The sequence below is a fragment of the Agarivorans gilvus genome (genome assembly GCF_001420915.1).
GTDB classification, from domain to species: domain Bacteria; phylum Pseudomonadota; class Gammaproteobacteria; order Enterobacterales; family Celerinatantimonadaceae; genus Agarivorans; species Agarivorans gilvus.
This window is the reverse complement of the sequence record NZ_CP013021.1, coordinates 3,261,314-3,284,017: the sequence shown is the minus strand read 5'-3', so window position 1 is coordinate 3,284,017 and position 22,704 is coordinate 3,261,314. Positions and strand designations below refer to the sequence as shown.

Annotated in this window: 24 protein-coding genes and 3 pseudogenes; 15 read left to right on the top strand and 12 right to left on the bottom strand. The window is 46.3% G+C overall.

Features of this window, described 5'->3' with window-relative positions; all coding sequences use genetic code 11:
- Nucleotides 1-318: 318 nt before the first annotated feature.
- The gene (locus AR383_RS15565; RefSeq protein WP_055733963.1) at nt 319-813 is read left to right on the top strand and encodes a hypothetical protein; all 495 of its coding nucleotides are present in this window, start codon (nt 319-321) and stop codon (nt 811-813) included.
- A gap of 16 nt (nt 814-829) precedes the next feature.
- Here AR383_RS15565 and AR383_RS15560 read toward each other — a convergent pair whose 3' ends face one another.
- Together AR383_RS15560 and AR383_RS15555 are read right to left on the bottom strand one after the other, a co-directional pair.
- Nucleotides 830-1,252 (bottom strand): hypothetical protein, encoded by a 423-nt coding sequence (locus AR383_RS15560; RefSeq protein WP_055733962.1) that lies wholly within the window; start codon nt 1,250-1,252, stop codon nt 830-832.
- Nucleotides 1,252-2,163 (bottom strand): tyrosine-type recombinase/integrase, encoded by a 912-nt coding sequence (locus tag AR383_RS15555; RefSeq protein ID WP_055733961.1) that lies wholly within the window; start codon nt 2,161-2,163, stop codon nt 1,252-1,254. The genes AR383_RS15560 and AR383_RS15555 overlap by 1 nt, the downstream gene beginning before the upstream one ends.
- Before the next feature lie 211 nt (nt 2,164-2,374).
- Here AR383_RS15555 and AR383_RS15550 point away from each other — a divergent pair, with 211 nt between their 5' ends.
- The gene (locus AR383_RS15550) at nt 2,375-3,292 is read left to right on the top strand and encodes an IS5 family transposase (RefSeq protein ID WP_055733960.1); all 918 of its coding nucleotides are present in this window, start codon (nt 2,375-2,377) and stop codon (nt 3,290-3,292) included.
- Nucleotides 3,293-3,337: 45 nt separating this feature from the next.
- Here the strand turns inward: AR383_RS15550 and AR383_RS15545 are convergent, their stop codons facing one another.
- On the bottom strand, nt 3,338-3,544 hold the full coding sequence (locus tag AR383_RS15545) for an Arm DNA-binding domain-containing protein (RefSeq protein ID WP_157051757.1): 207 nt from the start codon (nt 3,542-3,544) through the stop codon (nt 3,338-3,340).
- A gap of 629 nt (nt 3,545-4,173) precedes the next feature.
- Here AR383_RS15545 and AR383_RS15540 point away from each other — a divergent pair.
- Nucleotides 4,174-6,276 (top strand): immunoglobulin-like domain-containing protein, encoded by a 2,103-nt coding sequence (locus AR383_RS15540; RefSeq protein WP_055733958.1) that lies wholly within the window; start codon nt 4,174-4,176, stop codon nt 6,274-6,276.
- Between the two features lie 217 nt (nt 6,277-6,493).
- On the opposite strand, the pseudogene AR383_RS15530 reads toward AR383_RS15540, so the two are convergent.
- Nucleotides 6,494-7,410, bottom strand: a pseudogene (locus AR383_RS15530) (IS5 family transposase).
- Between the two features lie 222 nt (nt 7,411-7,632).
- Here AR383_RS15530 and AR383_RS15525 point away from each other — a divergent pair.
- The 7 genes and pseudogenes from AR383_RS15525 to AR383_RS15485 all read left to right on the top strand — a co-directional run.
- Nucleotides 7,633-8,205, top strand: a pseudogene (locus tag AR383_RS15525) (PHP domain-containing protein); the annotation flags it as partial.
- A 412-nt stretch (nt 8,206-8,617) separates the two neighbouring features.
- Nucleotides 8,618-9,726, top strand: a protein-coding gene (locus tag AR383_RS15515; RefSeq protein ID WP_157051611.1) for an IS3 family transposase whose coding sequence is annotated in 2 segments (ribosomal slippage) — nt 8,618-8,867 and nt 8,867-9,726 — 1,110 coding nt in all. Because the reading frame shifts where the segments join, the coding sequence is not laid out codon by codon here.
- A gap of 158 nt (nt 9,727-9,884) precedes the next feature.
- The gene (locus AR383_RS15510) at nt 9,885-10,367 is read left to right on the top strand and encodes a hypothetical protein (RefSeq protein ID WP_157051756.1); all 483 of its coding nucleotides are present in this window, start codon (nt 9,885-9,887) and stop codon (nt 10,365-10,367) included.
- Between the two features lies 1 nt (nt 10,368).
- Nucleotides 10,369-10,887 carry a hypothetical protein gene (locus tag AR383_RS15505; RefSeq protein ID WP_055733953.1) on the top strand — a complete coding sequence of 173 codons (519 nt, stop codon included), beginning with the start codon at nt 10,369-10,371 and terminating at the stop codon, nt 10,885-10,887.
- A 112-nt stretch (nt 10,888-10,999) separates the two neighbouring features.
- Nucleotides 11,000-11,422 carry a hypothetical protein gene (locus AR383_RS15500; RefSeq protein WP_055733952.1) on the top strand — a complete coding sequence of 141 codons (423 nt, stop codon included), beginning with the start codon at nt 11,000-11,002 and terminating at the stop codon, nt 11,420-11,422.
- Nucleotides 11,407-11,954, top strand: a pseudogene (locus AR383_RS22175) (GGDEF domain-containing protein). The gene AR383_RS15500 and the pseudogene AR383_RS22175 overlap by 16 nt, the downstream one beginning before the upstream one ends.
- A 166-nt stretch (nt 11,955-12,120) precedes the next feature.
- Nucleotides 12,121-12,867 (top strand): phosphatase, encoded by a 747-nt coding sequence (locus AR383_RS15485; protein WP_198150255.1) that lies wholly within the window; start codon nt 12,121-12,123, stop codon nt 12,865-12,867.
- A 52-nt stretch (nt 12,868-12,919) separates the two neighbouring features.
- Here the strand turns inward: AR383_RS15485 and AR383_RS15480 are convergent, their stop codons facing one another.
- Genes AR383_RS15480 through AR383_RS15465 form a run of 4 tightly spaced genes read right to left on the bottom strand, consistent with a single transcriptional unit; the run spans nt 12,920 to nt 15,888 of the window.
- Entirely contained in the window at nt 12,920-13,513 is a 594-nt protein-coding gene (locus AR383_RS15480; protein WP_055733948.1) for a Crp/Fnr family transcriptional regulator, read from the bottom strand.
- Nucleotides 13,494-14,414, bottom strand: a complete 921-nt coding sequence (locus AR383_RS15475; protein WP_055733947.1) for a DMT family transporter — start codon at nt 14,412-14,414, stop codon at nt 13,494-13,496. Before AR383_RS15475 ends, AR383_RS15480 begins: the two co-directional genes overlap by 20 nt.
- Entirely contained in the window at nt 14,411-15,247 is an 837-nt protein-coding gene (locus tag AR383_RS15470) for an arylamine N-acetyltransferase family protein (protein ID WP_055733946.1), read from the bottom strand. Before AR383_RS15470 ends, AR383_RS15475 begins: the two co-directional genes overlap by 4 nt.
- Nucleotides 15,244-15,888: an NAD(P)H-dependent oxidoreductase gene (locus AR383_RS15465; protein ID WP_055733945.1), complete on the bottom strand. Its 645-nt coding sequence runs from the start codon at nt 15,886-15,888 to the stop codon at nt 15,244-15,246. Before AR383_RS15465 ends, AR383_RS15470 begins: the two co-directional genes overlap by 4 nt.
- 109 nt (nt 15,889-15,997) lie before the next feature.
- Between AR383_RS15465 and AR383_RS15460 the strand changes: the two genes are divergently transcribed.
- Nucleotides 15,998-16,552, top strand: a complete 555-nt coding sequence (locus AR383_RS15460; protein ID WP_055733944.1) for a GNAT family N-acetyltransferase — start codon at nt 15,998-16,000, stop codon at nt 16,550-16,552.
- A 59-nt stretch (nt 16,553-16,611) separates the two neighbouring features.
- Here AR383_RS15460 and udp read toward each other — a convergent pair whose 3' ends face one another.
- Nucleotides 16,612-17,385, bottom strand: coding sequence for a uridine phosphorylase (gene udp, locus AR383_RS15455; protein WP_055733943.1), 774 nt, complete (start codon nt 17,383-17,385; stop codon nt 16,612-16,614).
- Between the two features lie 231 nt (nt 17,386-17,616).
- Here udp and AR383_RS15450 point away from each other — a divergent pair, with 231 nt between their 5' ends.
- The gene (locus AR383_RS15450; RefSeq protein ID WP_055733942.1) at nt 17,617-18,033 is read left to right on the top strand and encodes an META domain-containing protein; all 417 of its coding nucleotides are present in this window, start codon (nt 17,617-17,619) and stop codon (nt 18,031-18,033) included.
- 10 nt (nt 18,034-18,043) lie between these two features.
- On the opposite strand, the gene AR383_RS15445 is transcribed toward AR383_RS15450, so the two are convergent.
- From AR383_RS15445 to AR383_RS15435, 3 genes are all read right to left on the bottom strand, one after another.
- The gene (locus AR383_RS15445) at nt 18,044-19,090 is read right to left on the bottom strand and encodes an SO_0444 family Cu/Zn efflux transporter (RefSeq protein WP_055733941.1); all 1,047 of its coding nucleotides are present in this window, start codon (nt 19,088-19,090) and stop codon (nt 18,044-18,046) included.
- A complete protein-coding gene (zntR, locus tag AR383_RS15440) occupies nt 19,074-19,481 on the bottom strand; it encodes a Zn(2+)-responsive transcriptional regulator (RefSeq protein WP_055733940.1) in 408 nt (135 codons plus the stop codon). Before zntR ends, AR383_RS15445 begins: the two co-directional genes overlap by 17 nt.
- A 104-nt stretch (nt 19,482-19,585) precedes the next feature.
- Nucleotides 19,586-20,002 carry a VOC family protein gene (locus AR383_RS15435; protein WP_055733939.1) on the bottom strand — a complete coding sequence of 139 codons (417 nt, stop codon included), beginning with the start codon at nt 20,000-20,002 and terminating at the stop codon, nt 19,586-19,588.
- 107 nt (nt 20,003-20,109) lie between these two features.
- On the opposite strand from AR383_RS15435, the gene soxR reads away from it, so the two are divergent.
- From soxR to purH, 3 genes are all read left to right on the top strand, one after another.
- On the top strand, nt 20,110-20,559 hold the full coding sequence (gene soxR, locus AR383_RS15430; protein ID WP_055733938.1) for a redox-sensitive transcriptional activator SoxR: 450 nt from the start codon (nt 20,110-20,112) through the stop codon (nt 20,557-20,559).
- 61 nt (nt 20,560-20,620) lie between these two features.
- Nucleotides 20,621-20,791: a DUF6435 family protein gene (locus AR383_RS21800; RefSeq protein WP_188407546.1), complete on the top strand. Its 171-nt coding sequence runs from the start codon at nt 20,621-20,623 to the stop codon at nt 20,789-20,791.
- A gap of 274 nt (nt 20,792-21,065) precedes the next feature.
- Nucleotides 21,066-22,658, top strand: coding sequence for a bifunctional phosphoribosylaminoimidazolecarboxamide formyltransferase/IMP cyclohydrolase (purH, locus tag AR383_RS15425; protein WP_055733937.1), 1,593 nt, complete (start codon nt 21,066-21,068; stop codon nt 22,656-22,658).
- The last annotated feature ends 46 nt before the right edge of the window (nt 22,659-22,704 follow it).

Genomic DNA, 22,704 nt, shown 5'->3' with positions numbered 1-22,704 from the left:
AAAATAATTGGCGCAGCTAAGCTTTTTCTTTAGCGTCAATGTCCACATTCCCTAAAGTTAACATTCTTATGAAAACAGCTCTCATTTACACCGTTGTAGCTATTTTTAACGCTATTACCAACCTCGCTATTTTTAATTATTCGTTTGTTGCTCAAGCCACTCCTTTCTTACATGAAGAGCAAAGAGTTGATAGTGCAATGTTGTCACTGTATACAACATTACCGGCCTATATTGCATCAGCAATAATTACAGCGTTAATCTTCTACTGGGTGTCACTGCGTAATAGACGTGGACCACTCTCTAGTAAAGGTTGAGACAATGAGACTCTTTGTTTTCGTTTTTTGTGTTTTGCTGTCAGTTCGCACCCTTGCTAGCGAGCTGATCATTTCGTCAGACATTAAAATCACCTATCCAGAACCCGAGCTAATTTTTCATAGCTCTGACACACTCATACTGAAATACCCTAATTGGACTTTTTCTCACTCAGCTATTAACCCTGAGACTATGTATGCTGCAATCGATTTAACGGGTATAGAGCTTGATTTCATTCAGTCTATTTTTGTGCCCGAATTAAGAGATAAACAACCCGATTGGCTATCCACACTGGCTACTGAGCAAGCTGAATCTTTGGGTTTATCGAGTAACAAAGCAATTGAGAAAGCACTGGGTACCGCAACCATTTATGCTGTTTATAACTCAGATGAAACTACGGGGTATGCTTTCTTAGTCGAAGATACACAAGCTCACCAGATAACAATTATCGGTAGTAAAAAGCATTACCTGAACGTAATCCAATGGCTGAAATTAAGATAACCTAGCCTATGCGATATCAGTTAGCGAAAGCGTCAATAATCAAAGAGCGCGTATCTTCAAGCTGTTCAGCTAAGCGCCCCATTGGGTAGCCCTCTTCCGCCATTTCATTCACCTCAACTATGTTTTTATCAAAGTAACTCAGTGCATCTGAGTACTCGACATATCGATAATCCATTTCAGCTTCTGGGTTTACTGGATAGGTAGCTTCGGCTTCTTTAAGTGTTATACCTCGATACACCACAATGTTTACTGGGTATGCTATTGGCCGAGAATCACCATGAGCATTCCACTGAAACCATTCAACCCCCAGCAATTTTCCGCTCATAGAAGGTGTACCAAATGATTTGTAAGGTAAAACATAGGTGTGCTTTTCAATCGGTGCTTGGCTACACGATGAGATCATCCATACACTCAGCAATAACATTAACAATGTTCGCATTACTCATTCACCTTCACATCGCGTTTCAACCTGTCCACCATATTCAAATAGCTTAACCACTTATCTAAAGCTTCGATTTTCTCTGGAAAGTATTGGCTTCGGTTGTAGATACCACTCACACCAGAAATCGTGTGGCCGAGTAAATGGTCGGCAATATGTGGATGCACACCTAAATCATTCAACTTGGTTGCCATAGTTCGGCGTAAATCGTGCAAAGTCCATGGCTCTTTATGCCCTAGTTGCTTCCATTGCTTGCGACCAAACTGACTGACTGGTTCTGAGCGCTTTAATCCACCTAGCACATAGCCTGTTCGTTGCGTAGAGAATTTAAGTTCTAGTAACCAAGGCAGCAATGCTTGAGGGATAGGCCGCATTATCTTCTCAGCGGTTTTGCTATTGGCTTTGGGGACTGTCCACACCAAGTTATCGAAATCCCATTCATCCCACGTCGACATTCTCACTTCTTGAGTTCGCGCACCAAAAATCACTAACAGCAGAATCAAGTTGCGGTAGTAGTCGGGAAACTTATCTGATTTGGTATGTTCGATAAGGCTAAACAGCTCATCTTCTGTAAGCACCCTGTCCTTTTTGGCTTGCTTCTTACCCACATCGGAAATGATTAAATCATCCAGAGCATGACTTTCAACAAACCCGCGCTTGCGGCAAAACACCAAAGATTGTTTACAACCTTGGAAAACCAACCCCGCAGCAACAGGCGCAGGCTTGCGCTTACCCTGTCCCTTTCTGATCCGGTCAAAGCAAGAACACCACATCGCAGTCGATACCATTTCAACAGGTAGAGAACCAATATACGGATAGATATGACGTTTAAATTGGGCGCGATGCTTCTCGTAGTTTTTGCGGTGTTCTTCGGCGTATTCCACTAGCCAGTATTCGAGTGCATCTTCCACGGTGATCGGCTTTTCGCGCTTCTCTTTAGCTAGCTGAATTTCAATGGCAGGGTCGGCGTTATTGTTTAGCCATTCTCGACACTCATCTCGCTTCTCTCGCGCTTGCTTAATTGAGGTGTCTGGGTAGGAGCGGCGTTGTTTCCTAAATCAGATTGAACTAACTCAGCAGTCGCGGATCTGATCAGTATCTATATCTGTCGGGTCACCAAACATGGGTAAAGCGAAAGGCAACATCACCAACTGGAAGCTGTACAACAGTGCACTGAAGCAACGCGGCTCATTGACCTTCTGGATGGATGAGAAAGCCATAGAACTATGGAATAACACTGAGCGCAGTGGTCGTCGAGGGCGCAGCCAAACTTACAGTGACACCGCTATCGCAACTACGCTGATGATTAAAGGCGTATTCAAGTTACCACTGCGTGCTCTTGAAGGCTTCATCAACTCATTGTTTCGCCTGCTCAAGGTCGACTTAAAATCTCCCGATTACAGTTGTATAAGCAAGCGAGCAAAGACTGTTGAAGTCAACTATCGCCTACCTAGCCAAGGTCAAGCGGCTCACCTCGTTATCGATGCTACAGGTCTTAAGGTGTTTGGCGAAGGAGAGTGGAAGGTGCGTAAACACGGCGCTGAAAAGCGTCGAGTCTGGCGAAAACTGCATATGGCAGTAGATGCCCAGAGCCATCAGATAGTGAGTGCTGAGGTCTCGATGGACTGGGTTCACGATAGTGAAGTGTTACCCACCTTGTTGAGACCGCTGCGGCGCAAAGTGAAAGCAGTAAGCGCTGATGGTGCCTATGACACACGGCAGAGCTATCAAGAAGTACAACGTAAGAAGGCTGTTGCACTAATCCCTCCACGCAAGAATGCAGGTATGGGGGAAGCGGGTCACCCACGGAACGTTGCAGTAAAAGCCTTGAAGCAAGGTGAGTTGGAAAACTGGAAACGGGACAATGCTTACCATCTTCGTTCACTATCGGAGACGGCGATGTATCGTTTCAAACAACTGCTTAGCGACAAGTTGAGTCTACGTTGTTACAACGCCCAAGTCGGTGAAATCATGGCCGGAGTGTGCGCGTTGAACAAAATGAGCAGGCTAGGTATGCCTGCTCGTCAGCTAGCTGAATAAAGAGGAAAACGCCTTGAGGTTACTGCGTTCGTTGCACTGAATTGATCAACAAGGCCGGTAGGAGCCTAAAGTCACCCACTTAGGATTAGATTGTCGCCCACCTAAGCGATAGCGATACACCCAAGATATTTTCCCATTTGCCGAAATTCTGGACGATAAACCAGCGCCATCGGCCACCACTTTTTGACCGTCATAGGGCTTGCCGTTGACCGATTTTAAGAACTTGTCCGAGAGCTTATTTATGGCTGACATATCAATATTTGCTACACACGCTGCTACACACATTTCATTGCTTGACGATATCCGGCAATGAACACCTATGAATCAAAATGTAGCAAAGTTATTTAAAATCAGCAACTTACAATAACACCTATGAATTTCAGTGAACAGCAGAAAACACTGTTTTTATAATACGGCATGAACTAAACCCCTGTTCATAAGCTATTGATTAAAAAGCCAAAGTAGTTAATTTTACTTTGGCTTTTTTACAAATATCGACATTGTAAACGGCTTAACACATGTAAATAACTTTAAAAGAAAACTTAATATTCTTGTTATCTAATCAGTACACAGATGTATAAATTGACAGGAAAGAAAAATACAATTATTTCTTCTAGGTTTTCTTAAAATTAAGCACATCAAACCAAAAATTAACAATAATCCCCTCAACGAATGAAAAAATAAACCTCGTTCAAACGAAAACCCCATATTTAAATCTACTTACGAAAAACCGTAGAGATTTATCATATTACAAAAAACTTATCTCATTGATTTAAATAAAAAAATACTTTACCCCTTACATAGCATTCTGCTAACTTGCGCTTGGCATCATTTTTTTTGACTTAAATGTAATTACATTTCATCTATAAGGGATATTAACTATGAAAAAAATCGGAGCGTTGCTCGTAAGCACTTCGTTGCTTATTTCAGGCTGTGGTGGCGGTGGGGGAGATGACACCAGCAATAACTCAGGAGAGGATACAACAGCACCAAGCATCGCATTGGTTGGTGCCCAGAGTATTAACATAGAAGTGGGTTCCAATTATACCGACGCGGGAGCCAACGCCACAGACAATGTGGATACCACGGTTAATGTTCTCAGCTCAGGAACGGTAGACACGTCCACTCTAGGCTCTTACACCATTACCTATTCTGCAACTGATGCCGCAGGTAATACCAGTACCGCAACTCGCACCATCGCGGTTGTAGATACCACCGCTCCAGTGATTACCCTAACAGGCAACGCAAATGTTTCACTGCTCGCAGGAGAAAGCTATACCGACGCAGGCGCCAGTGCAACAGACGCTTATGAAGGTTCTATAACTGTATCAACCAACGGTTCGGTTGATGCCAGCACCGCTGGGACCTATACCCTAACCTACAGCGCAGCTGATACTTCGGGTAACAGCAGCGAGCTAACACGAACCGTACTGGTGATGCCAAGCTCGATGTTGAGCATACAAACCAGCGACTATTTTGATGGTGAAGCCATTGAGGGTGTTGAAGTCACCGTTAACTCCATACAAAACGGAACCAGAGTTACACGCAGCGGAGTAACCGATAGTAACGGCGAAGCCACTATTATTGTCAGCAGCGATGCAGAGCGAGTTGTTATCAGTAGTGATATTGCTGGCTACGGTGAATATAGCTCAGTGACAACGGCTACCGATCAAACTGTGTTTATGTTCCTACAACCGATTAATGCCAACCTTACCTTCACTCCTACGCAAACCGCTAACCTGAACGTCGCAGGGCTTAACGTTGTTGATTTAGCGCCCAATTCCTTAGTTGATGAAAATGGTAATCCTGCCAGCGCAGAGCTCAGCGCGGCCATCACTGTAATTGATCCAAGCGTAGACCCTGACTTAATGCCTGGTAACTTTGAAACCATTGATACAGCTAACAACCAAGTGAGCCAAATTGAAAGTTTTGGGGCAATAAGTGTGACCTTTTCCGATAGCGAAGGGAATGACTACAATCTAGCGACGGGCCAAACAGCCACAATCAGAATTCCTTTAGCTTCAGACGCTAATTCAGCACCCGATACTATTCCGCTATACTACTTTGATGAAGACAGCGGTTACTGGGTAGAAGAAGGCAGCGCTAGCTTAGTGACCAATGATGGTACCCCCTACTATCTCGGTAGTGTTGAACACTTTACCACTTGGAACGCCGACCAAATCTACCAGTCTGTACAAATAACCGGTTGTGTAGAAGACAGTGACGGCAACCCGATTACTTCGGCGCGAATCATTACCCAAGGTGCAAGCTACTCTGGCCAAGCCAACGCTACCACCGACAGTACAGGCCGCTTTAGTGTTGCGGCTAAATCTAGCTCTACCGTCTACCTGCAAGCCAATACCAGCGGTAGTAATGGCCGAACCCTAACACTAACAACTGGCACGAGCGATCTTGATTTAGGAGAATGCTTAAGTCTAGAGGAAGCTTCAGCCACAGTAACGCTTAGCTGGGGGGAAAATCCTCGAGATTTAGACACCCAGTTCTTTGGTCCAGAATCTGCCACAGGCGATACAGCCTTCCTTGTCTATTTTGCTAACAAACAAGTGACCTTAGAAAATAGCAGCATCTGGCTTGATGTGGATGATGTCAACAGCTATGGCCCAGAAATTACCACTATTGGTTCCTTCCCCTACGCTGGTCGTTATAGCTATGCAGTAAAACACTACGCTGGCACGAGCGATATCGCCGCCTCTCCTTCACGTGTAGAGCTTAACTACGCCGGGCGCACTCAAGTATTTTCTCCGCCAGCTGGCGAGCCAACGGTATGCTGGGCAGTGTTCGACTTTGTGGTTGATGCAAACGGTGGCGTCACTATTGAGCCAACAGGGACATGGGAAAGCAATGCCTATTGCTCGGCCAGAGAATATAATACACCGAGCGCCACGAGCATGAGCCGCTCCAGTAAAGTGGCTAGCAAAGGTATCTTGCAAGAACAGATCGATAAAAAATACTACGCAAAATAAATTGTCGCATTAGCAGATAGCCCTTTAAACCTAACAGAGCCTAATTGTAGGCTCTGTTCTTTTATCTAAATGATTTGCCAATGGCCCAAACATTATTGAGCCGCACTCTGTTACCGCAATAGCATTAACAGCAAACTCCCTCTAGGTTTCTATAGCACCATGGCCTTGTTGATCAATTCAGAGCCAAGAATGCAGTAACCCCAAGGCGTTTTCCTCTTTATTCAGCTAGCTGACGAGCAGGCATACCTAGCCTGCTCATTTTGTTCAACGCGCACACTCCGGCCATGATTTCGCCGACTTGGGCGTTGTAACAACGTAGACTCAACTTGTCGCTAAGCAGTTGTTTGAAACGATACATCGCCGTCTCCGATAGTGAACGAAGATGGTAAGCATTGTCCCGTTTCCAGTTTTCCAACTCACCTTGCTTCAAGGCTTTTACTGCAACGTTCCGTGGGTGACCCGCTTCCCACATACCTGCATTCTTGCGTGGGGGATTAGTGCAACAGCCTTCTTACGTTGTACTTCTTGATAGCTCTGCCGTGTGTCATAGGCACCATCAGCGCTTACTGCTTTCACTTTGCGCCGCAGCGGTCTCAACAAGGTGGGTAACACTTCACTATCGTGAACCCAGTCCATCGAGACCTCAGCACTCACTATCTGATGGCTCTGGGCATCTACTGCCATATGCAGTTTTCGCCAGACTCGACGCTTTTCAGCGCCGTGTTTACGCACCTTCCACTCTCCTTCGCCAAACACCTTAAGACCTGTAGCATCGATAACGAGGTGAGCCGCTTGACCTTGGCTAGGTAGGCGATAGTTGACTTCAACAGTCTTTGCTCGCTTACTTATACAACTGTAATCGGGAGATTTTAAGTCGACCTTGAGCAGGCGAAACAATGAGTTGATGAAGCCTTCAAGAGCACGCAGTGGTAACTTGAATACGCCTTTAATCATCAGCGCAGTTGCGATAGCGGTGTCACTGTAAGTTTGGCTGCGCCCTCGACGACCACTGCGCTCAGTGTTATTCCATAGTTCTATGGCTTTCTCATCCATCCAGAAGGTCAATGAGCCGCGTTGCTTCAGTGCACTGTTGTACAGCTTCCAGTTGGTGATGTTGCCTTTCGCTTTACCCATGTTTGGTGACCCGACAGATATAGATACAGATCAGATCCGCGACTGCTGAGTTAGTTCAATCTGATTTAGGAAACAACGCCTAACACCATCCAAAAGTGTTGTTTAAAACGCCTAATTTAACCCTAACTGAGCCTATTCCAGCTGAACACTTGTTGGCAGAGCAGATCTTAGCCACAATGAATTGGCTAATCCCCCTTTCATACCTTAGAGGCCGTTATGAAAATCAAACCCGAAGTCGATCTGCATTTACATACCATCGCCAGCACCCATGCCTATAGCACCCTGCACGACTATGTTCATTACGCCAAGCAAAATGGCATTAAGATGTTTGCGGTAAGCGACCACGGGCCAGATATGACAGACGCTCCGCACGAGTGGCACTTTATTAATAGCGCCTTATTTCCTCGGGTTGATCAGGGCATTGGCATTCTTCGCGGCATCGAGGCCAATATCAAATCGCCAGCGGGAGAGATTGACTGCAATCAGCGGATGAGAGCTCAGTTAGACATCATTCTCTGCGGTTTTCATCAGGAAGTATTTCCACCGCAGTCGATACACATCAATACCGAGGCCATGCTTAATACCATCAAAAGTGGGCTGGTGAATGTGATAACCCACCCCGGCAACCCCGCTTTTCCCATCGATGCTGAAACCATCGTTAAAGCGGCGGCGCAATACAACGTAGCTTTAGAGATCAACAACAGCTCGTTTATTCACTCACGCAAGGGCAGCGAAGCCAATTGTGAGCGGATCGTGCAACTGGCCAAACTGCACGACGCCCCTTTAAGCATTGGCTAACAAGCTTGCCCGAATAACTTGGGCAGTCATGAAGACGAAACAAGCATTTAACAGTAAGGCGTTAGCACCGGGTTTGCAATGAGAATAGAGATGACGAAAACGGTAGAACCACTGGATTAAAACCTGACACAAAAAACAGCTTATAAAAGCTTTCGGCTTTTTTGAGGATAATCCAGCGCGGAACTCATCATGGAGCAGGTGGCGAGAGGGCCCAATTAGACTCCGAATACATTAGCGCATAACCAACCCCGTTATCGAAATTTATCATTGCAATAACGAGGCGGACCATACATTTTTGTATTTGTCACACGCGGAAAAGTATGTGAAAACATAATTAATCTGTCCACTTCCCCTAAAATGACACAAATTTAAATGGAGTTTTCTACACTCATTAACGTAGGAGAACGCCATGAAAAAATCACGCTTTACCGAAACGCAGATCGTCAACATTCTCAAAGAAGCTGACGCGGGGATGAAGGTCGAAGATATCTGTCGTAAACACGGAATGAGTAACGCCACGTACTATAAGTGGAAATCTAAGTACGGTGGCATGGATGCTTCTGAACTCAAGCGAGTCAAAGAGTTGGAAGAGGAAAATTCGAAGCTGAAAAAGTTATTTGCCGAAGTCAGTTTGGAAAACCATGCGATGAAGGAACTCTTCGCAAAAAAGGGCTGGTGACAGCAGAAAAACGGAGCTGTGCCCAATTATTGGTCGGTGCCGGCTTGAGCATTCTGAAAGCCTGTACCTTGGCTGACATCAGCCGTTCAAGTTATTACCGGCCATTAGTCGATTGGCGTCAAAGGGATGCTGCTGTCATTGATGCGTTGAATTCTGAGCTTAAGAAGTCCCCCAGAGCGGGCTTTTGGAAGTGCTTTGGCCGACTGCGTTACAAAGGGTATCCATTCAATCATAAGCGCGTTTATCGCGTGTATTGCCAAATGGGACTCAACCTTAAACGGCGGGTTAAACGAGTATTACCGAAGCGAATTGCGCAACCATTACAGGTTGAAGCGAAAGCCAACTATCAATGGGCCTTAGATTTTATGCATGACGGACTTTATTGCGGGAAACGCTTCCGCACACTTAATGTAGTAGATGAAGGTACGCGGGAATGCCTTGCCATTGAGGTAGATAGTTCATTGCCAGCAGAGCGCGTTGTACGCGTACTTGAGCAAATTAAAGCTGAGCGTAGTCTACCGGTTCAATTACGAGTCGATAACGGGCCTGAGCTTATCTCGGCAAGGCTGACAGATTGGTGTGAACAGCACCATATTCAACTGGTTTATATCCAGCCAGGTAAGCCTCAGCAAAACGGATTTGTGGAACGTTTCAATGGCTCGTTCCGTCGAGAATTTTTGGATGCGTATTTATTTGAATCGCTAGAACAAGTCCGAGAAATGGCTTGGTTCTGGCGTTTGGATTACAACGAAGAACGAACCCATGAAAGTCTCGGTAATTTGCCACCGGCTGCTTACCGAGCAAAACTGGAAAACTCTACTTTAGAACTGTCTCATTAATGGGGAAGTGGACAAATCCTCCAGAATATTCTTAGATATCTATATGATTAGCAGACTCAATTAATCAAACTCCAGCTTCTTTATAAAGCAATATCTTGAACCTAAGCATCCCCAACAATATACTGATTTTGTTATCATTAATAATTCAGGAAATGAAGGTGCGAAAACAGTTAAAAAATTTCAGCCCAAGTGAAATACTCATCACTGCGGATGAGGCCAGACTGATACTCAAATTTATTTTTAAGCCTTCCGAGCACCCTACCATTGACCAGCTTCCAATGAATCATAGAGAACTAAATCTAGCTGAAGGTTTATTAGTTGAGGCGATTGATGCTTCATACTCAATTGGGTATGTAGAGGCTTTGTTTAGAAGTACAGCGAACCCTTCAGCTAAGGCATTCAGCGTAATGAGAAAATTTGCTAAATCTTCAAAGAAGTATTGGTATAAACATGCTACTGCCAGTGATTTACTAAGCATAAAGATCTACGGTGTGGTCATAAACAAACTAGCAAGAAGATTTAAAAACATTCTCGCCATTTACTTAGTAAAAAAGATAGATACAAACGAAAAGAACCTTCCGTTAACTGCATTTTTAGACTACAAAGTTCCAGCTAACCATTTACCAAGGGTTTGGAGTTAACATGTCTATAAAATCAAAATTAGTCGTTTTAACGTCAACCGTAGTCGCAAGTTCAATAGCTCTAACCGTTTACTCGCTATCGGCCATGAGTACTTTCCAACTAATAATGTGCTCTACTGGTGAGCAGGGATTTTATTATCCTGAATTTATATGCAACGCACACCTGAAACAATTTAGATATAACGAACAAGGTGCGAATGACTTAGCCGAAGGTGGCTTAGACCCTATTCTCAACCTTGATAGCAATATGAAGTACGATATAGCTCAAGCTTTTATCAATAATGGCCTTAAGGTAAATGCTGGAAATAGCTACTTACCCTCACCTTACAATGCTTTAACCCCACTACAGCTCAATGTAATAGCAAAGAATGTCAATAACCTGAAGTTTTTACTTCGAAATGGTGCGAGCGTTGAGTCATCACTAGAGTTAGTAAACACACTGATATTGAAAGACCCAGACCCAGACCCAGTTTTAATCGAAATAAAGCAACTACTAAGCCAATATACGCATTTTTGCTGAGTGCGTGCGCGTAGTTTATAAGAACCGTATCTCCGGTCTTTTTTCGCTGTTAGTCTCTTCTATTATGCTGCTGTTTATCGTCTCAAAAACGACAACACTCAAGCAACCCTTAATGCTTGTCGCCCTACTTTGGGTCTACATCTTAGTAAACTATCTCATTTGCCGTCACTTTAATCGCTCCAACATCAGCGATGCCAAAATCACTAAATGGGCGGTGAGTTTTTACCTGCAACTCGTTTTATTAGCCTGGCTGTTTAATGCGATCTTCTTTTATCTGGAGCTTGAACATGTCGACAGCGCCATGCTTTATCTTATATTAGTGTCTGTAGGCTACTCCGCTGGTGCCGTTACCGCTTACCACCAGCTAAAATGGGCTCCTCCGGTATTTATCGCTAGCGCGTTAGTCCCCCAAATGGCTTACTACTTATTACCTCATTCTCAGAACAACCCAATAATGGCCAGCATGTTGCTGTTCATCTTTGCTTTTTTATCGATGATTAGCTTAGAACAGCATAAAAATTGGATAGCTACCTAGCTCTTCGCTTTGAATTAGAACAGGCTAAGAATGCGGCAGAAATAAGCGCACGTATCGACCTACTTACTAATATCTATAATCGCAGGGCATTTTATGAAATAGCCCAGCAGCACTTAATAGAGGCCCAGCGCTATCATCGCTCACTCTCTATCGTCATGCTGGATATCGATCACTTTGAAAGCATCAACGACAGCTTTGGTCACGCGGTGGGTGATGCCGTACTGGTTAAATTGGCAAACTTACTCAACCAACAATCTAGGCGAGATTAGGTGGCGAAGAATTTGCGATGCCATTACCCGAAACCGATCAAGCAACCGCTTTTGTGTTAGTTGAGCGCTTACGTGAGCAGATAAGCAATATACCGTTTCCGGTGTTCGATTTTACTATTCATCTCAGCGCTAGTTTTGGCATTGTTCCCTTACATCATCAAGATGAATCCTTAGATCAGTTAATCAAACAGGCTGATGACGCGCTATATCAGGCTAAGCACCAAGGTCGAAATCAAACCATCATTTATTCACCCAGCGTCTAAGCAAACTCTCTACTAAGCACAAGTGATGGTAAACAAGCTCTATTCATTGATGCCGCCGAACTAAATAAGTTCCTTTGTCAGTTTTGCGCTTGTTGAATAGCTCTATCTTGGCGACAATAAACATGCTCCTTCCCTTGCACTCGTTTGCGTAGAGGCTCTTATGAAAATCAAACCCGAAGTCGATCTGCATTTACATACCATCGCCAGCACCCATGCCTATAGCACCCTGCACGACTATGTTCATTACGCCAAGCAAAATGGCATTAAGATGTTTGCGGTAAGCGACCACGGGCCAGATATGACAGACGCTCCGCACGAGTGGCACTTTATTAATAGCGCCTTATTTCCTCGGGTTGATCAGGGCATTGGCATTCTTCGCGGCATCGAGGCCAACATCAAATCGCCAGCGGGAGAGATTGACTGCAATCAGCGGATGAGAGCTCAATTAGACATTATTCTCTGCGGATTTCATCAGGAAGTATTTCCACCGCAGTCGATACACATCAATACCGAGGCCATGCTTAATACCATCAAAAGTGGGCTGGTGAATGTGATAACCCACCCCGGCAACCCCGCTTTTCCCATCGATGCTGAAACCATCGTTAAAGCGGCCGCGCAATATAACGTTGCTTTGGAGATCAACAACAGTTCGTTTATTCACTCACGCAAGGGCAGCGAAGCCAATTGTGAGCGGATCGTGCAACTGGCCAAACTGCACGACGCCCCTCTAAGCATTGGTTCAGATGCGCACATCGCCTACGACATAGGACGTTTCGATAAAGCCTTAGCCCTACTAGAAGCCAACGACTTCCCCCCAGAGCGAATCATCAATTGCAGTATGCTCTCGTTACTGGATCATTTAGCCGACAAAGGTAAGGCGCTGCATCAAGAATTTTCCGAGTTACTTAGCTGAATGAGGCAACTTTACCCAGCAACATAAGCCAAGCCCGATAAATGGATTCACTCTAACCCATGGTATTTTTCAGTTTAGCGCGAATGCGGCTGAGAGCCACCGGAGTAATACCAATATAGGAAGCAATTTGTTGCTGAGGTAGGCTTCGTTGTAACTCGGGGAAATCGCAGCAAAAATCCAAATAGCGTTGGGTTGCTGAATGGCTGGCCATTCTGTGCTCTTTCATCTCCTTGCTGATAAAGATGCTTTCCATAAATTTGGCATAGGCTTGCATAAAAGCCAGATCTTGACTCATTTGCTGATAAAACGACTTCCATGAGAAAGAAATCGCTAAGCATGGTTCGAGCGCTTCAATACTAAACAAGCTCGGTTGCTCACTAACCATCGCCCGAGTAGAGCCCACCATACGCGGCGCTTTAGCCAGCGTTTGGGTATATTCCTTGCCATTATCGCTTAGGCTGTAGTAGCGCAGCAAACCCTTATTCAAAAAAAACACTTTAGAAGAATGCTCCCCTTGATGAACCAAACACTCCCCCTTGTGAAGTGAATGCACCTCGAAATTAAGCGTGAGTAAGCGCCAGTTTATGCCAAGTTGATACTGATTAAAGAAGTCCATTAACTGTTGTTTAAGATAGCGTCGGTCCATGCGCTCCTCTACTTACTCGCGTAAAGCGGCCATCAATCATCAATAGTGCCAAAATCACCATCAGCAGGCCAAGCCCAAACCCGCTGGAAAGCAGGCTAAAATCATCGTAGGTAAGGGCAAAATAACCTGCTCCCCATACCGGAATAGTGTAACTGAAGCCAAGCAAGCAAGCCGCGCCTGCCCGCGCCGTAACCCACTGCTGCAAGATGAACGTAATTAAGGTAGTAAACACCGTGAGATAAGCCAGTAGCTTCCAGAAATGTAGGTTAAGCCACTGCACCGAGCTTAACTCTCCAAATACCAGCACCATAGGTAACAAACTAGCGCTAGCAAATAGCAGTATTAAGTAGGCTCCTTCAAAGGCCGACACCTTAGCACTCCAACGTTGCACAGCCACAACATGAAAAGCCAGCAAACAACACGCCACCAAATAAATGGCATCCCCTTTGTGCCACTCAATGCTACCATCGCGGGTGAATAACAATACCAATATTGCTCCACCAGCCCCCAGTAAATAACCCAACCACTGCCTAAGCCCCGTGGCTTGCCCAAACAGGCTGGCGAACAATGCACCGATAATCGGAACTAAAGTGTAAATTACCGATGTATTCAACGAGGTAGTGGTTTTTAAGGCGGTAAATAGCCCAATGAAAAAACCAACTAAGCTGCCACTAATCAGTAAATAACGTAGCACAAAACTAGTTGAGTAAAGCGACTCTCGTAACGAAAGACTACGCCGAGACCTTGTTAAGCAATAGATTGGGGTCATGAGTAGTAGCGCAAATCCGAAGCGCAAACCAGTGGTAACAAGTGGCGAGGCATAATCGGTGATTCTGGCCGAAGCCACAAACGAGGAAGCCATTAAACCGGCCCACATTAGGGCCAAAATTCGGGCGCTCATTGGCTAGCCCTATTATCAGACTGGGCCTCAGGAAGCTTAGGTGCGAGGTAGCGCTCAAACAAAAATTCACACACCTCTGGCGCTAAAGCCATAAAGAAGTACTGAGTAAGCAGCTGATGTAACTGGGCCGCCGAGCTCACTAGGGTCTCACTGCGCTGCTCGCCCTGCCGATGAGTAAAAGTAGTGTTGCTTAGGGCCCAAACTTGCTCGGCGTTTTTACGACTAACCAGCAGGTTATTAACAAATACCGCGTCGGGATGTTGGTGAGAGTAAAAATGCCCTAGTTCACAGTCAGCTTCACTATACTCGGCTAAGTCAAAGCGATATAGAATGAATGGCTCGCTGCCGTTATCCTGTAGCAATTCGTACTCATTGTTTTCCAGAGCGCGGATCCGGTAACTATCTAAACCCGCGGGCTGAGCATTAGCCTGGCTTAAGGCGATTAAGCCCACCGGGCACGCCGGGCCAAAACCCACATCGAGTAAGTATTTTTCACCGTTTAACTCAAGCAGATTAAAGCGATGGGTTCTGGGCACAGGGCGAATATAGTTATTCAATACTCGGCCCAGCACGATTTTGGGGGAATAACCCAAGTGTTCAAGTAATTGGTAGGCCAACTTATTGTGTTCGAAGCAGTAGCCGCCCCGCTGCTGATACACTACTTTATCGAGTAAAGCCGGTATATCTAAAGGCAACGGCTGCTTAAGCAATACGGCTAAGTTATTAAAACTGAAGCACTCCAAATGGCGAACCACTAAACGCTGAAGAAAAGCCAAGTCAGGTTGAGCGGGTGGCGTCAGCGCCAATTTTGCCAAATAGTCATCTAAATTCATTTTGTCACCTCCAATGACCCAACATAGTGTACAAATTCGGCCTTCTCCTTGCGCACTTTGCTAGGCGGAGTAGCATCCGCTTCTCTATAGCCCAGCGCACAGATAACACTGGCACTTAAATTGTGTTTGCCTAAACTCAATATCTGATTAACCGCCGCTTGCTCAAACCCGGTCATTGGGCAGCTATCTATTCCCAAAACCGCAGCTTGACATAATACCGAGCCCAAACCCAAATAAGCTTGCTGCTCCGCCCAAGCCAACCGCTGCTGTTGAGTTTTATCTCGCAGAGCCGCCTTGATATGCTCGGCATAACCAGCCAAGCTTTCTGCTGTCGTATTGGTTTGTTGATAGTAGCGAGCAAAGTAATCATCTACGGTACTATCGCCAATCGACGTTTCGTTGGCAAAAACCAATAAATGCGAACAACTGTTAAGCTGCTCTTGGCCATAGGCTGCCTCGGCCAGTTTGGCTAGTAGACTCCGCTCTTCCACCACCCACACTTGATAAGGTTGAAGACCATAAGACGAGGCCGATAACCGAGCAGCTTCGACTAAACTCTCTAAGTGGCTCGGTTCTATGCTACGACTGGAAAATTGCTTTAACGAATAACGCCACTGTAATGCTGGAATAATGCTGTTCATATAGATGCCCTTGCGATTAACTGTAGCGCTACTATATTGTTCAGCTAGCTAGCCGTAATTAACCTCGGTTAAGTGCGGGAAAATAAACTACCTCACCAGGAATACCACAATGCACCGTAGGCTCTCCAATAAGTATGGTGAAGAACTACAGCTGCGGCCTTTGCGTAGCAGTGATGCTTCCAATTTTGCAGATTTCCTGCGCAACTTAGGCACCGAAACGCGGGCCCGTTTCGGCCCTCACCCCTTAGATGAAAGCACCGCTCATGCCCTCTGCACTGCCCAGCCAGAAGCGCAAATTCAACGTTTGGTTTTATGTGAGAAACAGGCCATTGTGGGTTATTTCATCTTGGATTTCACTCCGGCAGAAGCCGAGCAACAACGCTATCAGCAAGCGGGTATAGGTTTGAACTTCCAGTTAGAGCCTCGGTTTGCCCCTTGCATCGCTGACCACTATCAAAACCAAGGGCTGGCTTCATTAGCCATGGCTGAACTCATCAGCTATTGCCAACAACAGGGCTTAAAAAGCTTGGTATTAATGGGTGGAACCCAAGCCAGCAACCTCAGGGCTATTCACTTTTATAAGAAAGCAGGCTTTGCCGAAATTGGCCGTTTTTACACCGCCTATAATCAACAAGACAATTTAGATATGCGACTATCTTTATAAGCAACCGCGCACAAAAAAGCCCAAGTAAGCTTGGGCCTTAAACACTATAAAACGACAGTTTAAGCTTCAGCTAACATTTTACGAGCCGCTTCCACTACCACATTCACCGCTTGGCTTTCGGTATTTTTCATTAAGCTTTCATCGGGAATCTCTTGCTGAGTTCGATTCACTATCACCCCAGCGACACAACCGGCTTTTAAGCCCTGCGAGGCACACATGGTAAACAACGTGGCGCTTTCCATTTCAAAGTTAAGCACGCCCATGGCTTGCCATTCAGCCATTGAGCCTTGCAAAGCCTTGGTAACACGTCCAGACACCGTATCGTAACGCTCTTGCCCAGGGTAGAAGGTATCACTGGAAGCGGTCACACCCACATGGCAAGTGGCCTTAGCCTCTAAAGCGGCGGCGTTTAATGCCTGCATACAAGAAAAGTCGGCCACCGCTGGGAAACACATCGGTGCGAAATGGCTACTCGCTCCATCTAAACGTACCGATGCTGTGGTCACAATTAAATCCCCCACATTTATGTGCGGTTGAATCGCTCCCGTAGTGCCTACCCGTAGAAAGGTAGTTACGCCTAATTGTGCTAGCTCTTCCACGGCTATCGAGGTAGAAGGGCCACCAATACCAGTAGAACATACCACTACTGGCTTACCATCGAGAAAACCAAGGTAAGAGGTAAACTCTCGGTGAGCGGCTAATAATTCTGGCTGTTCTAATAATGAGGCGATGCGTTCTACACGCTGAGGATCGCCAGGAATAATCGCTAAACGTGCGCCTTTTAACATCTCTGGGTTTAAGCCCAAATGAAAAACTGTGGCTTGCTGGTTCATCGTTACCTACTTAATTTGCTTCCGTGATTGTTGAGCTGAGCATAGGACGAGAATCGAGCAATAAGTGTGAAACATCTCGCATTTGAGCCCGACTTGGCCCTAATATGGCCGATAGTTACTCATTATGTTGGAAAATTTGCGATTAATTTTATCAATGAGCGAACTTTTTCAAGCCACCGTGTTCTACAATAAGCTAGAAAATAATCTTTATGCTTACCAAGAGGTAATACTATGAATAAACCATTGATGATGGGTTTAACACTGATGATGGGAGTAGGACTGAGTGCTTGCGCCAGCAAGCAAGCGGAGACAAGCATGGATTTAGCTAACAGTCGTTGGTATATGAGCGGTGACTATTACCAAATTGCCGACATTAAACTGCCAGCCTTTAACTTAGAGCAAAATGAGCAAGGCTATAAAATTAGCGGCACCACCGGTTGTAATAATTTCTTTGGCCAAGCCAGTTGGGACGGCCAGCAGCTCATCATAGAGCAACCTTTGGCGCTCACTCGCAAAATGTGTACTGGCATGGCCAATACCATTGAAGCAGAATTTGTTGAAGCCATAGCGCAGCCACTTACCCTAGATGGTGAGCAACTACGCTTGAGTAATGGTGCCAAGTTTAAACGCGTGCCCAGCAAGGACTAACACCAACTGATTAAGCGGCGGCGCTAAACCAGCGTTGCCGCAGATCGTTCACCGCCGCCATTAACATCAACACGGCAATAATAGCGCTACTGCCTATTACCCAGCCGCTATTGAGTAGCTGTTGTTCCTGCCATTGCGCTGGATTGATTTGCCAACCCCAATGACTCACCATAACATCCAAGCCCCAACCAAATACCATGGCACTGCCAATCACTCCCACTAAATAGGCCACTAAAGCACGCATGCCCATTTCTTGGCGCACCAACATCAAAGTGGCGATATTAGTGGCAGGCCCTGCCAACATAAAGACCAAAGCCGCACCGGGAGACACCCCTGCCAGCATCAAGCCTGCGGCGATGGGCGTAGAAGCGGTGGCGCAAATGTACATCGGGATCCCCACCAGCACCATTACTAGCATGGTTAACCAGCCCTGCCCCCAGCGCGTCATAAAGCTCTCTGGCATATAAGTCTGAATTAAACCGGCAAACACTAAACCAATTAGTAACCAAAAGTAGCTGTCTTCCACCAGCTCTTTAAAGTTGTGTAGCCAAGTTTTGATGGTTTGGCTAAAGCTGGTTTGCTCGGCGGGCTTAGCCTCTCCCCCACAACAGCTACTGCCACTGCAACAAGACTTAGCGGCGGCGCTTGGGGCAGTTTCGGTTTCGGCATTGCCCACTAACAAGCCCGCCACAATGGCACTAACCACAGCAGCGATGGGCCTAACGATAGCCATTATTGGGCCTAACAAGGCGTAAGATACCGCCACCGAATCCACTCCAGTCTCAGGCGTGGCAATTAAAAATGAGGTGGTTGCACTCTTTGAGGCACCGGCCCGGCGCAGCCCCATGGCCGCAGGAATGACCCCACAAGAACACAAAGGCAAAGGCGCGCCAATTAAGGCAGCCTTCACCGTGGTACTGGGTTTGCTGTTACCTAGGTGTTTTGCTAGCCAACGGCTGGGTTCTCCCAATTTAATGGTGGCGGCAATCACAAAGCCAATAAATAGCCAAGGCGCGGCGCTCAAAAACAAAGCTAATAAATTATTCCATAACATCATCTAAGGCCTTTAGTATTGAACAAGACTCGGCGCTTTCTTCGCCACCACAACACTCACTGTGAAGTTTTTTTAAATGGGCCTCAAAGGCTTGCAGCTCTCGTAATTGCTGCTGCACCTTAGCCAGCTTTTGCCCCACCACTCGGCTCACATCATTACAGCGAACCGTGGTTGCATTGTCTCTGAGCTTAAGCAGCTCGGCGATGTCCTTAATCGACAAGCCCGCCTGCTTAGCTCGCTGAATGAAGTGCAGTCGATTGAGATCTTGCTCGGTATATTGTCGATACTGATTAGCCGCACGAGCGGCGGGAGCCAACAAGCCCTTTCGCTCATAAAAGCGCAGCGCTTCAACACTTAAGCCAGTTTGCTTGGCCAATTCTCCAATTTTGAACATAAGCCCTCCCTTAAGATAATGATAAACCCTATACCTAGGTACAGGGTCAAGAAGTTTTACGTTTTCGCAGTCAAATCCACCAAGGCTAAAGCTAGCTGCCCTGCCTAATCGTAAAGATTACGCTCACTGGGCAGGTCAGACAGGTATTCAACAAACTCTATTTCATAGTTATCGGGATCTAGATAATACACATTACGCCGATGCGGACTGGCGGCGCCGTGATGAGCCAATTCAAAGCCCGCTTGCTGCATACGTTGAATCAAGGCATCAAGGTTTTGTGTGACCAAGGCAAAATGGGCCATACCAATGGTATTGCTTTGCAAATCGCGATTTTGCCCATAGCCATGGTCGTTCAAAGTGAGGTAAAACTGCTGGTCGCCAAAATGCAGCCACCGCCGCGCTTGGCCATACCAGTTTTGCTCGCCTTCGCCGCGAATAGACCAATGAGGCAGCGCGGCTTGATAAAAAGCCAAGCTACGTGGCATATCGCTAACCACTAAGTTTAGGTGTTCCAAATACATCGCTTTATTCCTTATCTTTGTTATACACCTAAGCAAGGCTAAAACCTCAAGTTAAGTTGAGGTAAAGTACTTTTTACCTAAGCTGATATTTTTGAAAGGAGAAAGTGATGAACAGGCAAGCCTTAAGTGTGGGTTTTGTGGCTAAACGCTGTGGCATAAAAATCTCTACCCTGCACTTTTATGAGAGCAAAGGCTTAATCCAAAGTTGGCGTAACGCCGGAAACCAGCGCCGTTATCGCTCCGATGTGCTGCGTCGCGTTTCGGTGATTAAGGCAGCGCAAGCCTTAGGCATCAGCTTGGCCGAAATAAAACAGGCACTCGCCAGCTTACCGCAACAGCGCACTCCCACCAAAGCCGATTGGGAAACCTTATCTACCCAATGGCAAGACGCCCTCAACCAACGCATTAAACAACTAGAAGTATTACGAGACTCGCTCAGTGCCTGCATTGGTTGTGGCTGTTTATCGATGCAGCACTGCCCGCTATACAACCCTGAAGACCAACTGGCCACTCAAGGCAGCGGCCCGATCATTCTGCAGCAAAACAGCGCGGTGTAATAAATCTTTCATTAAAGGCGTCGATAATCTCCCTAAGCCAATAGCCAATTGAGGACAGCATATGTTGAGTTTACTAAAACCGATTTCGCTAAAACGTAAGCGCAATAAGTACTACGCCTTAGTGGCCACCGCTAGCAAAGCCCAGCAGCGTGGAGATATCATGACCTATTCCATGCTGAGCGCTGATGCCGTGGATCTATGGAAAGAAATCGAGCAATTAGAACTTTCCTAACAGCCCGTTAAGCTAGCCGATGCTGGCCATTGGCGGCTAAGCGCTGCAGCCAATAATGACCACTTGGTCAAGTAAGCCGATGTAAGGTTTTGTCACGATGGGACTTATCGGTTTTTCAATCACTTATTTTCTTACCCCACTCAGACTAATCGATTAAAAAACGGCGCATTCTTCACACTTTTGCTGTAAAATGCGCGCCTCAAACCTAAGTTGTTTATTTTTCGGGCAACTTGTACCGCTAGCGCACATAACTGCTAATGAGGATAAAACCCCAATGGAAAACGCTCGACCGATTCGACGTGCACTGATCAGTGTTTCAGATAAAACAGGCATCATCGAATTTTCTCGATCTTTAGCTCAACAAGGCGTAGAGATCCTATCTACTGGTGGCACCGCTAAATTACTGGCCGACAACGGCATCGAAGTTATTGAAGTATCAAACTACACTGGCTTCCCAGAAATGATGGATGGACGGGTAAAAACCCTTCACCCTAAAGTACACGGTGGCATCTTAGGTCGACGTGGCACCGATGATCAGGTGATGCAAGAGCACAACATTAACGCCATCGACATGGTAGTAGTGAATCTTTATCCTTTTGCCGCCACCGTAGCCAATCCCGATTGCAGCTTAGAAGATGCGGTTGAGAATATCGACATTGGCGGCCCAACCATGGTTCGCAGCGCAGCAAAAAACCACAAAGACGTGACCATCGTAGTAAATGCCTCTGACTACGACCGGGTATTGGCGGAAATGGCCAATAACAATCAATCACTCACCCATGCTACTCGTTTCGATTTAGCGATTGCCGCGTTTGAGCATACTGCCGCTTACGATGGCATGATTGCCAACTACTTCGGCACCATGGTACCTAGCTACGGTGATAACAAAGAAGGCGACGAAGAAAGCAAATTCCCTCGCACCTTCAACAGCCAATTCATCAAAAAACAAGACATGCGTTATGGCGAAAACAGCCATCAAGCGGCCGCATTCTATGTAGAAAGCAACATCGAAGAGGCCTCTGTGGCCACCGCTCGCCAACTGCAAGGTAAAGCCTTATCGTTTAACAACATTGCCGATACCGACGCCGCTTTAGAGTGTGTGAAAGAATTCGACGAGCCTTGCTGTGTGATTGTTAAACACGCCAACCCTTGTGGTGTAGCGTTAGGCGATAGCATTCAACAAGCCTACGAGCGTGCCTACCAAACCGACCCAACCTCGGCCTTTGGTGGCATTATCGCCTTTAACCGCGAATTGGATGCCGATACCGCCGAAGCCATCGTATCGCGCCAGTTTGTTGAAGTGATTATTGCACCTAAAGTCTCCGAAGCCGCCGCGCAAATTGTGGCCGCTAAGAAAAATGTTCGCCTCTTAGAATGTGGCGAATGGTCAAGCAAAACCACCGGCCTACAGCTAAAACGCGTAAACGGCGGTTTATTGGTTCAAGACCGTGACCAAGGCATGGTGAGCCAAGAGCAACTCAGCGTAGTATCGAAGCGCCAACCTAGCGAAGAAGAGCTACGTGATGCGCTATTCTGCTGGAAAGTGGCCAAATACGTTAAATCTAACGCCATCGTTTATGCTAAAGGTAATATGACTATTGGTGTGGGCGCTGGCCAAATGAGCCGTGTTTACAGCGCCAAAATCGCTGGTATTAAAGCCGCCGACGAAAACCTAGAAGTCGCGGGTAGCGTGATGGCATCCGATGCCTTCTTCCCGTTCCGCGATGGCATCGACGCTGCCGCCGAAGCCGGTATTACTTGTGTAATTCAGCCCGGTGGCTCAATGCGCGATGAAGAAGTCATCGCCGCAGCCGATGAGCACGGCATGGCCATGGTATTTACTGGCATGCGCCACTTCTACCACTAACAAGCCACAGCCAGCCTCGTGCTGGCTGTGTTGTATTTAGGCTTGG

Bases quoted from the DNA above. Each gene is read 5' to 3' on its own strand.
- AR383_RS15565 (WP_055733963.1), top strand. From the start codon at position 319: ATGAGACTCTTTGTTTTCGTTTTTTGTGTTTTGCTGTCAGTTCGCACC.
- AR383_RS15480 (WP_055733948.1), bottom strand. From the start codon at position 13,513: ATGGACCGACGCTATCTTAAACAACAGTTAATGGACTTCTTTAATCAG.
- AR383_RS15450 (WP_055733942.1), top strand. From the start codon at position 17,617: ATGAATAAACCATTGATGATGGGTTTAACACTGATGATGGGAGTAGGA.
- AR383_RS15505 (WP_055733953.1), top strand. From the start codon at position 10,369: ATGTCTATAAAATCAAAATTAGTCGTTTTAACGTCAACCGTAGTCGCA.
- AR383_RS21800 (WP_188407546.1), top strand. From the start codon at position 20,621: ATGTTGAGTTTACTAAAACCGATTTCGCTAAAACGTAAGCGCAATAAG.
- AR383_RS15560 (WP_055733962.1), bottom strand. From the start codon at position 1,252: ATGCGAACATTGTTAATGTTATTGCTGAGTGTATGGATGATCTCATCG.
- AR383_RS15550 (WP_055733960.1), top strand. From the start codon at position 2,375: ATGGGTAAAGCGAAAGGCAACATCACCAACTGGAAGCTGTACAACAGT.
- AR383_RS15435 (WP_055733939.1), bottom strand. From the start codon at position 20,002: ATGTATTTGGAACACCTAAACTTAGTGGTTAGCGATATGCCACGTAGC.
- AR383_RS15500 (WP_055733952.1), top strand. From the start codon at position 11,000: ATGCTTGTCGCCCTACTTTGGGTCTACATCTTAGTAAACTATCTCATT.
- AR383_RS15470 (WP_055733946.1), bottom strand. From the start codon at position 15,247: ATGAATTTAGATGACTATTTGGCAAAATTGGCGCTGACGCCACCCGCT.
- purH (WP_055733937.1), top strand. From the start codon at position 21,066: ATGGAAAACGCTCGACCGATTCGACGTGCACTGATCAGTGTTTCAGAT.
- AR383_RS15545 (WP_157051757.1), bottom strand. From the start codon at position 3,544: ATGTCAGCCATAAATAAGCTCTCGGACAAGTTCTTAAAATCGGTCAAC.
- AR383_RS15445 (WP_055733941.1), bottom strand. From the start codon at position 19,090: ATGATGTTATGGAATAATTTATTAGCTTTGTTTTTGAGCGCCGCGCCT.
- AR383_RS15465 (WP_055733945.1), bottom strand. From the start codon at position 15,888: ATGAACAGCATTATTCCAGCATTACAGTGGCGTTATTCGTTAAAGCAA.
- udp (WP_055733943.1), bottom strand. From the start codon at position 17,385: ATGAACCAGCAAGCCACAGTTTTTCATTTGGGCTTAAACCCAGAGATG.
- soxR (WP_055733938.1), top strand. From the start codon at position 20,110: ATGAACAGGCAAGCCTTAAGTGTGGGTTTTGTGGCTAAACGCTGTGGC.
- AR383_RS15460 (WP_055733944.1), top strand. From the start codon at position 15,998: ATGCACCGTAGGCTCTCCAATAAGTATGGTGAAGAACTACAGCTGCGG.
- zntR (WP_055733940.1), bottom strand. From the start codon at position 19,481: ATGTTCAAAATTGGAGAATTGGCCAAGCAAACTGGCTTAAGTGTTGAA.
- AR383_RS15540 (WP_055733958.1), top strand. From the start codon at position 4,174: ATGAAAAAAATCGGAGCGTTGCTCGTAAGCACTTCGTTGCTTATTTCA.
- AR383_RS15475 (WP_055733947.1), bottom strand. From the start codon at position 14,414: ATGAGCGCCCGAATTTTGGCCCTAATGTGGGCCGGTTTAATGGCTTCC.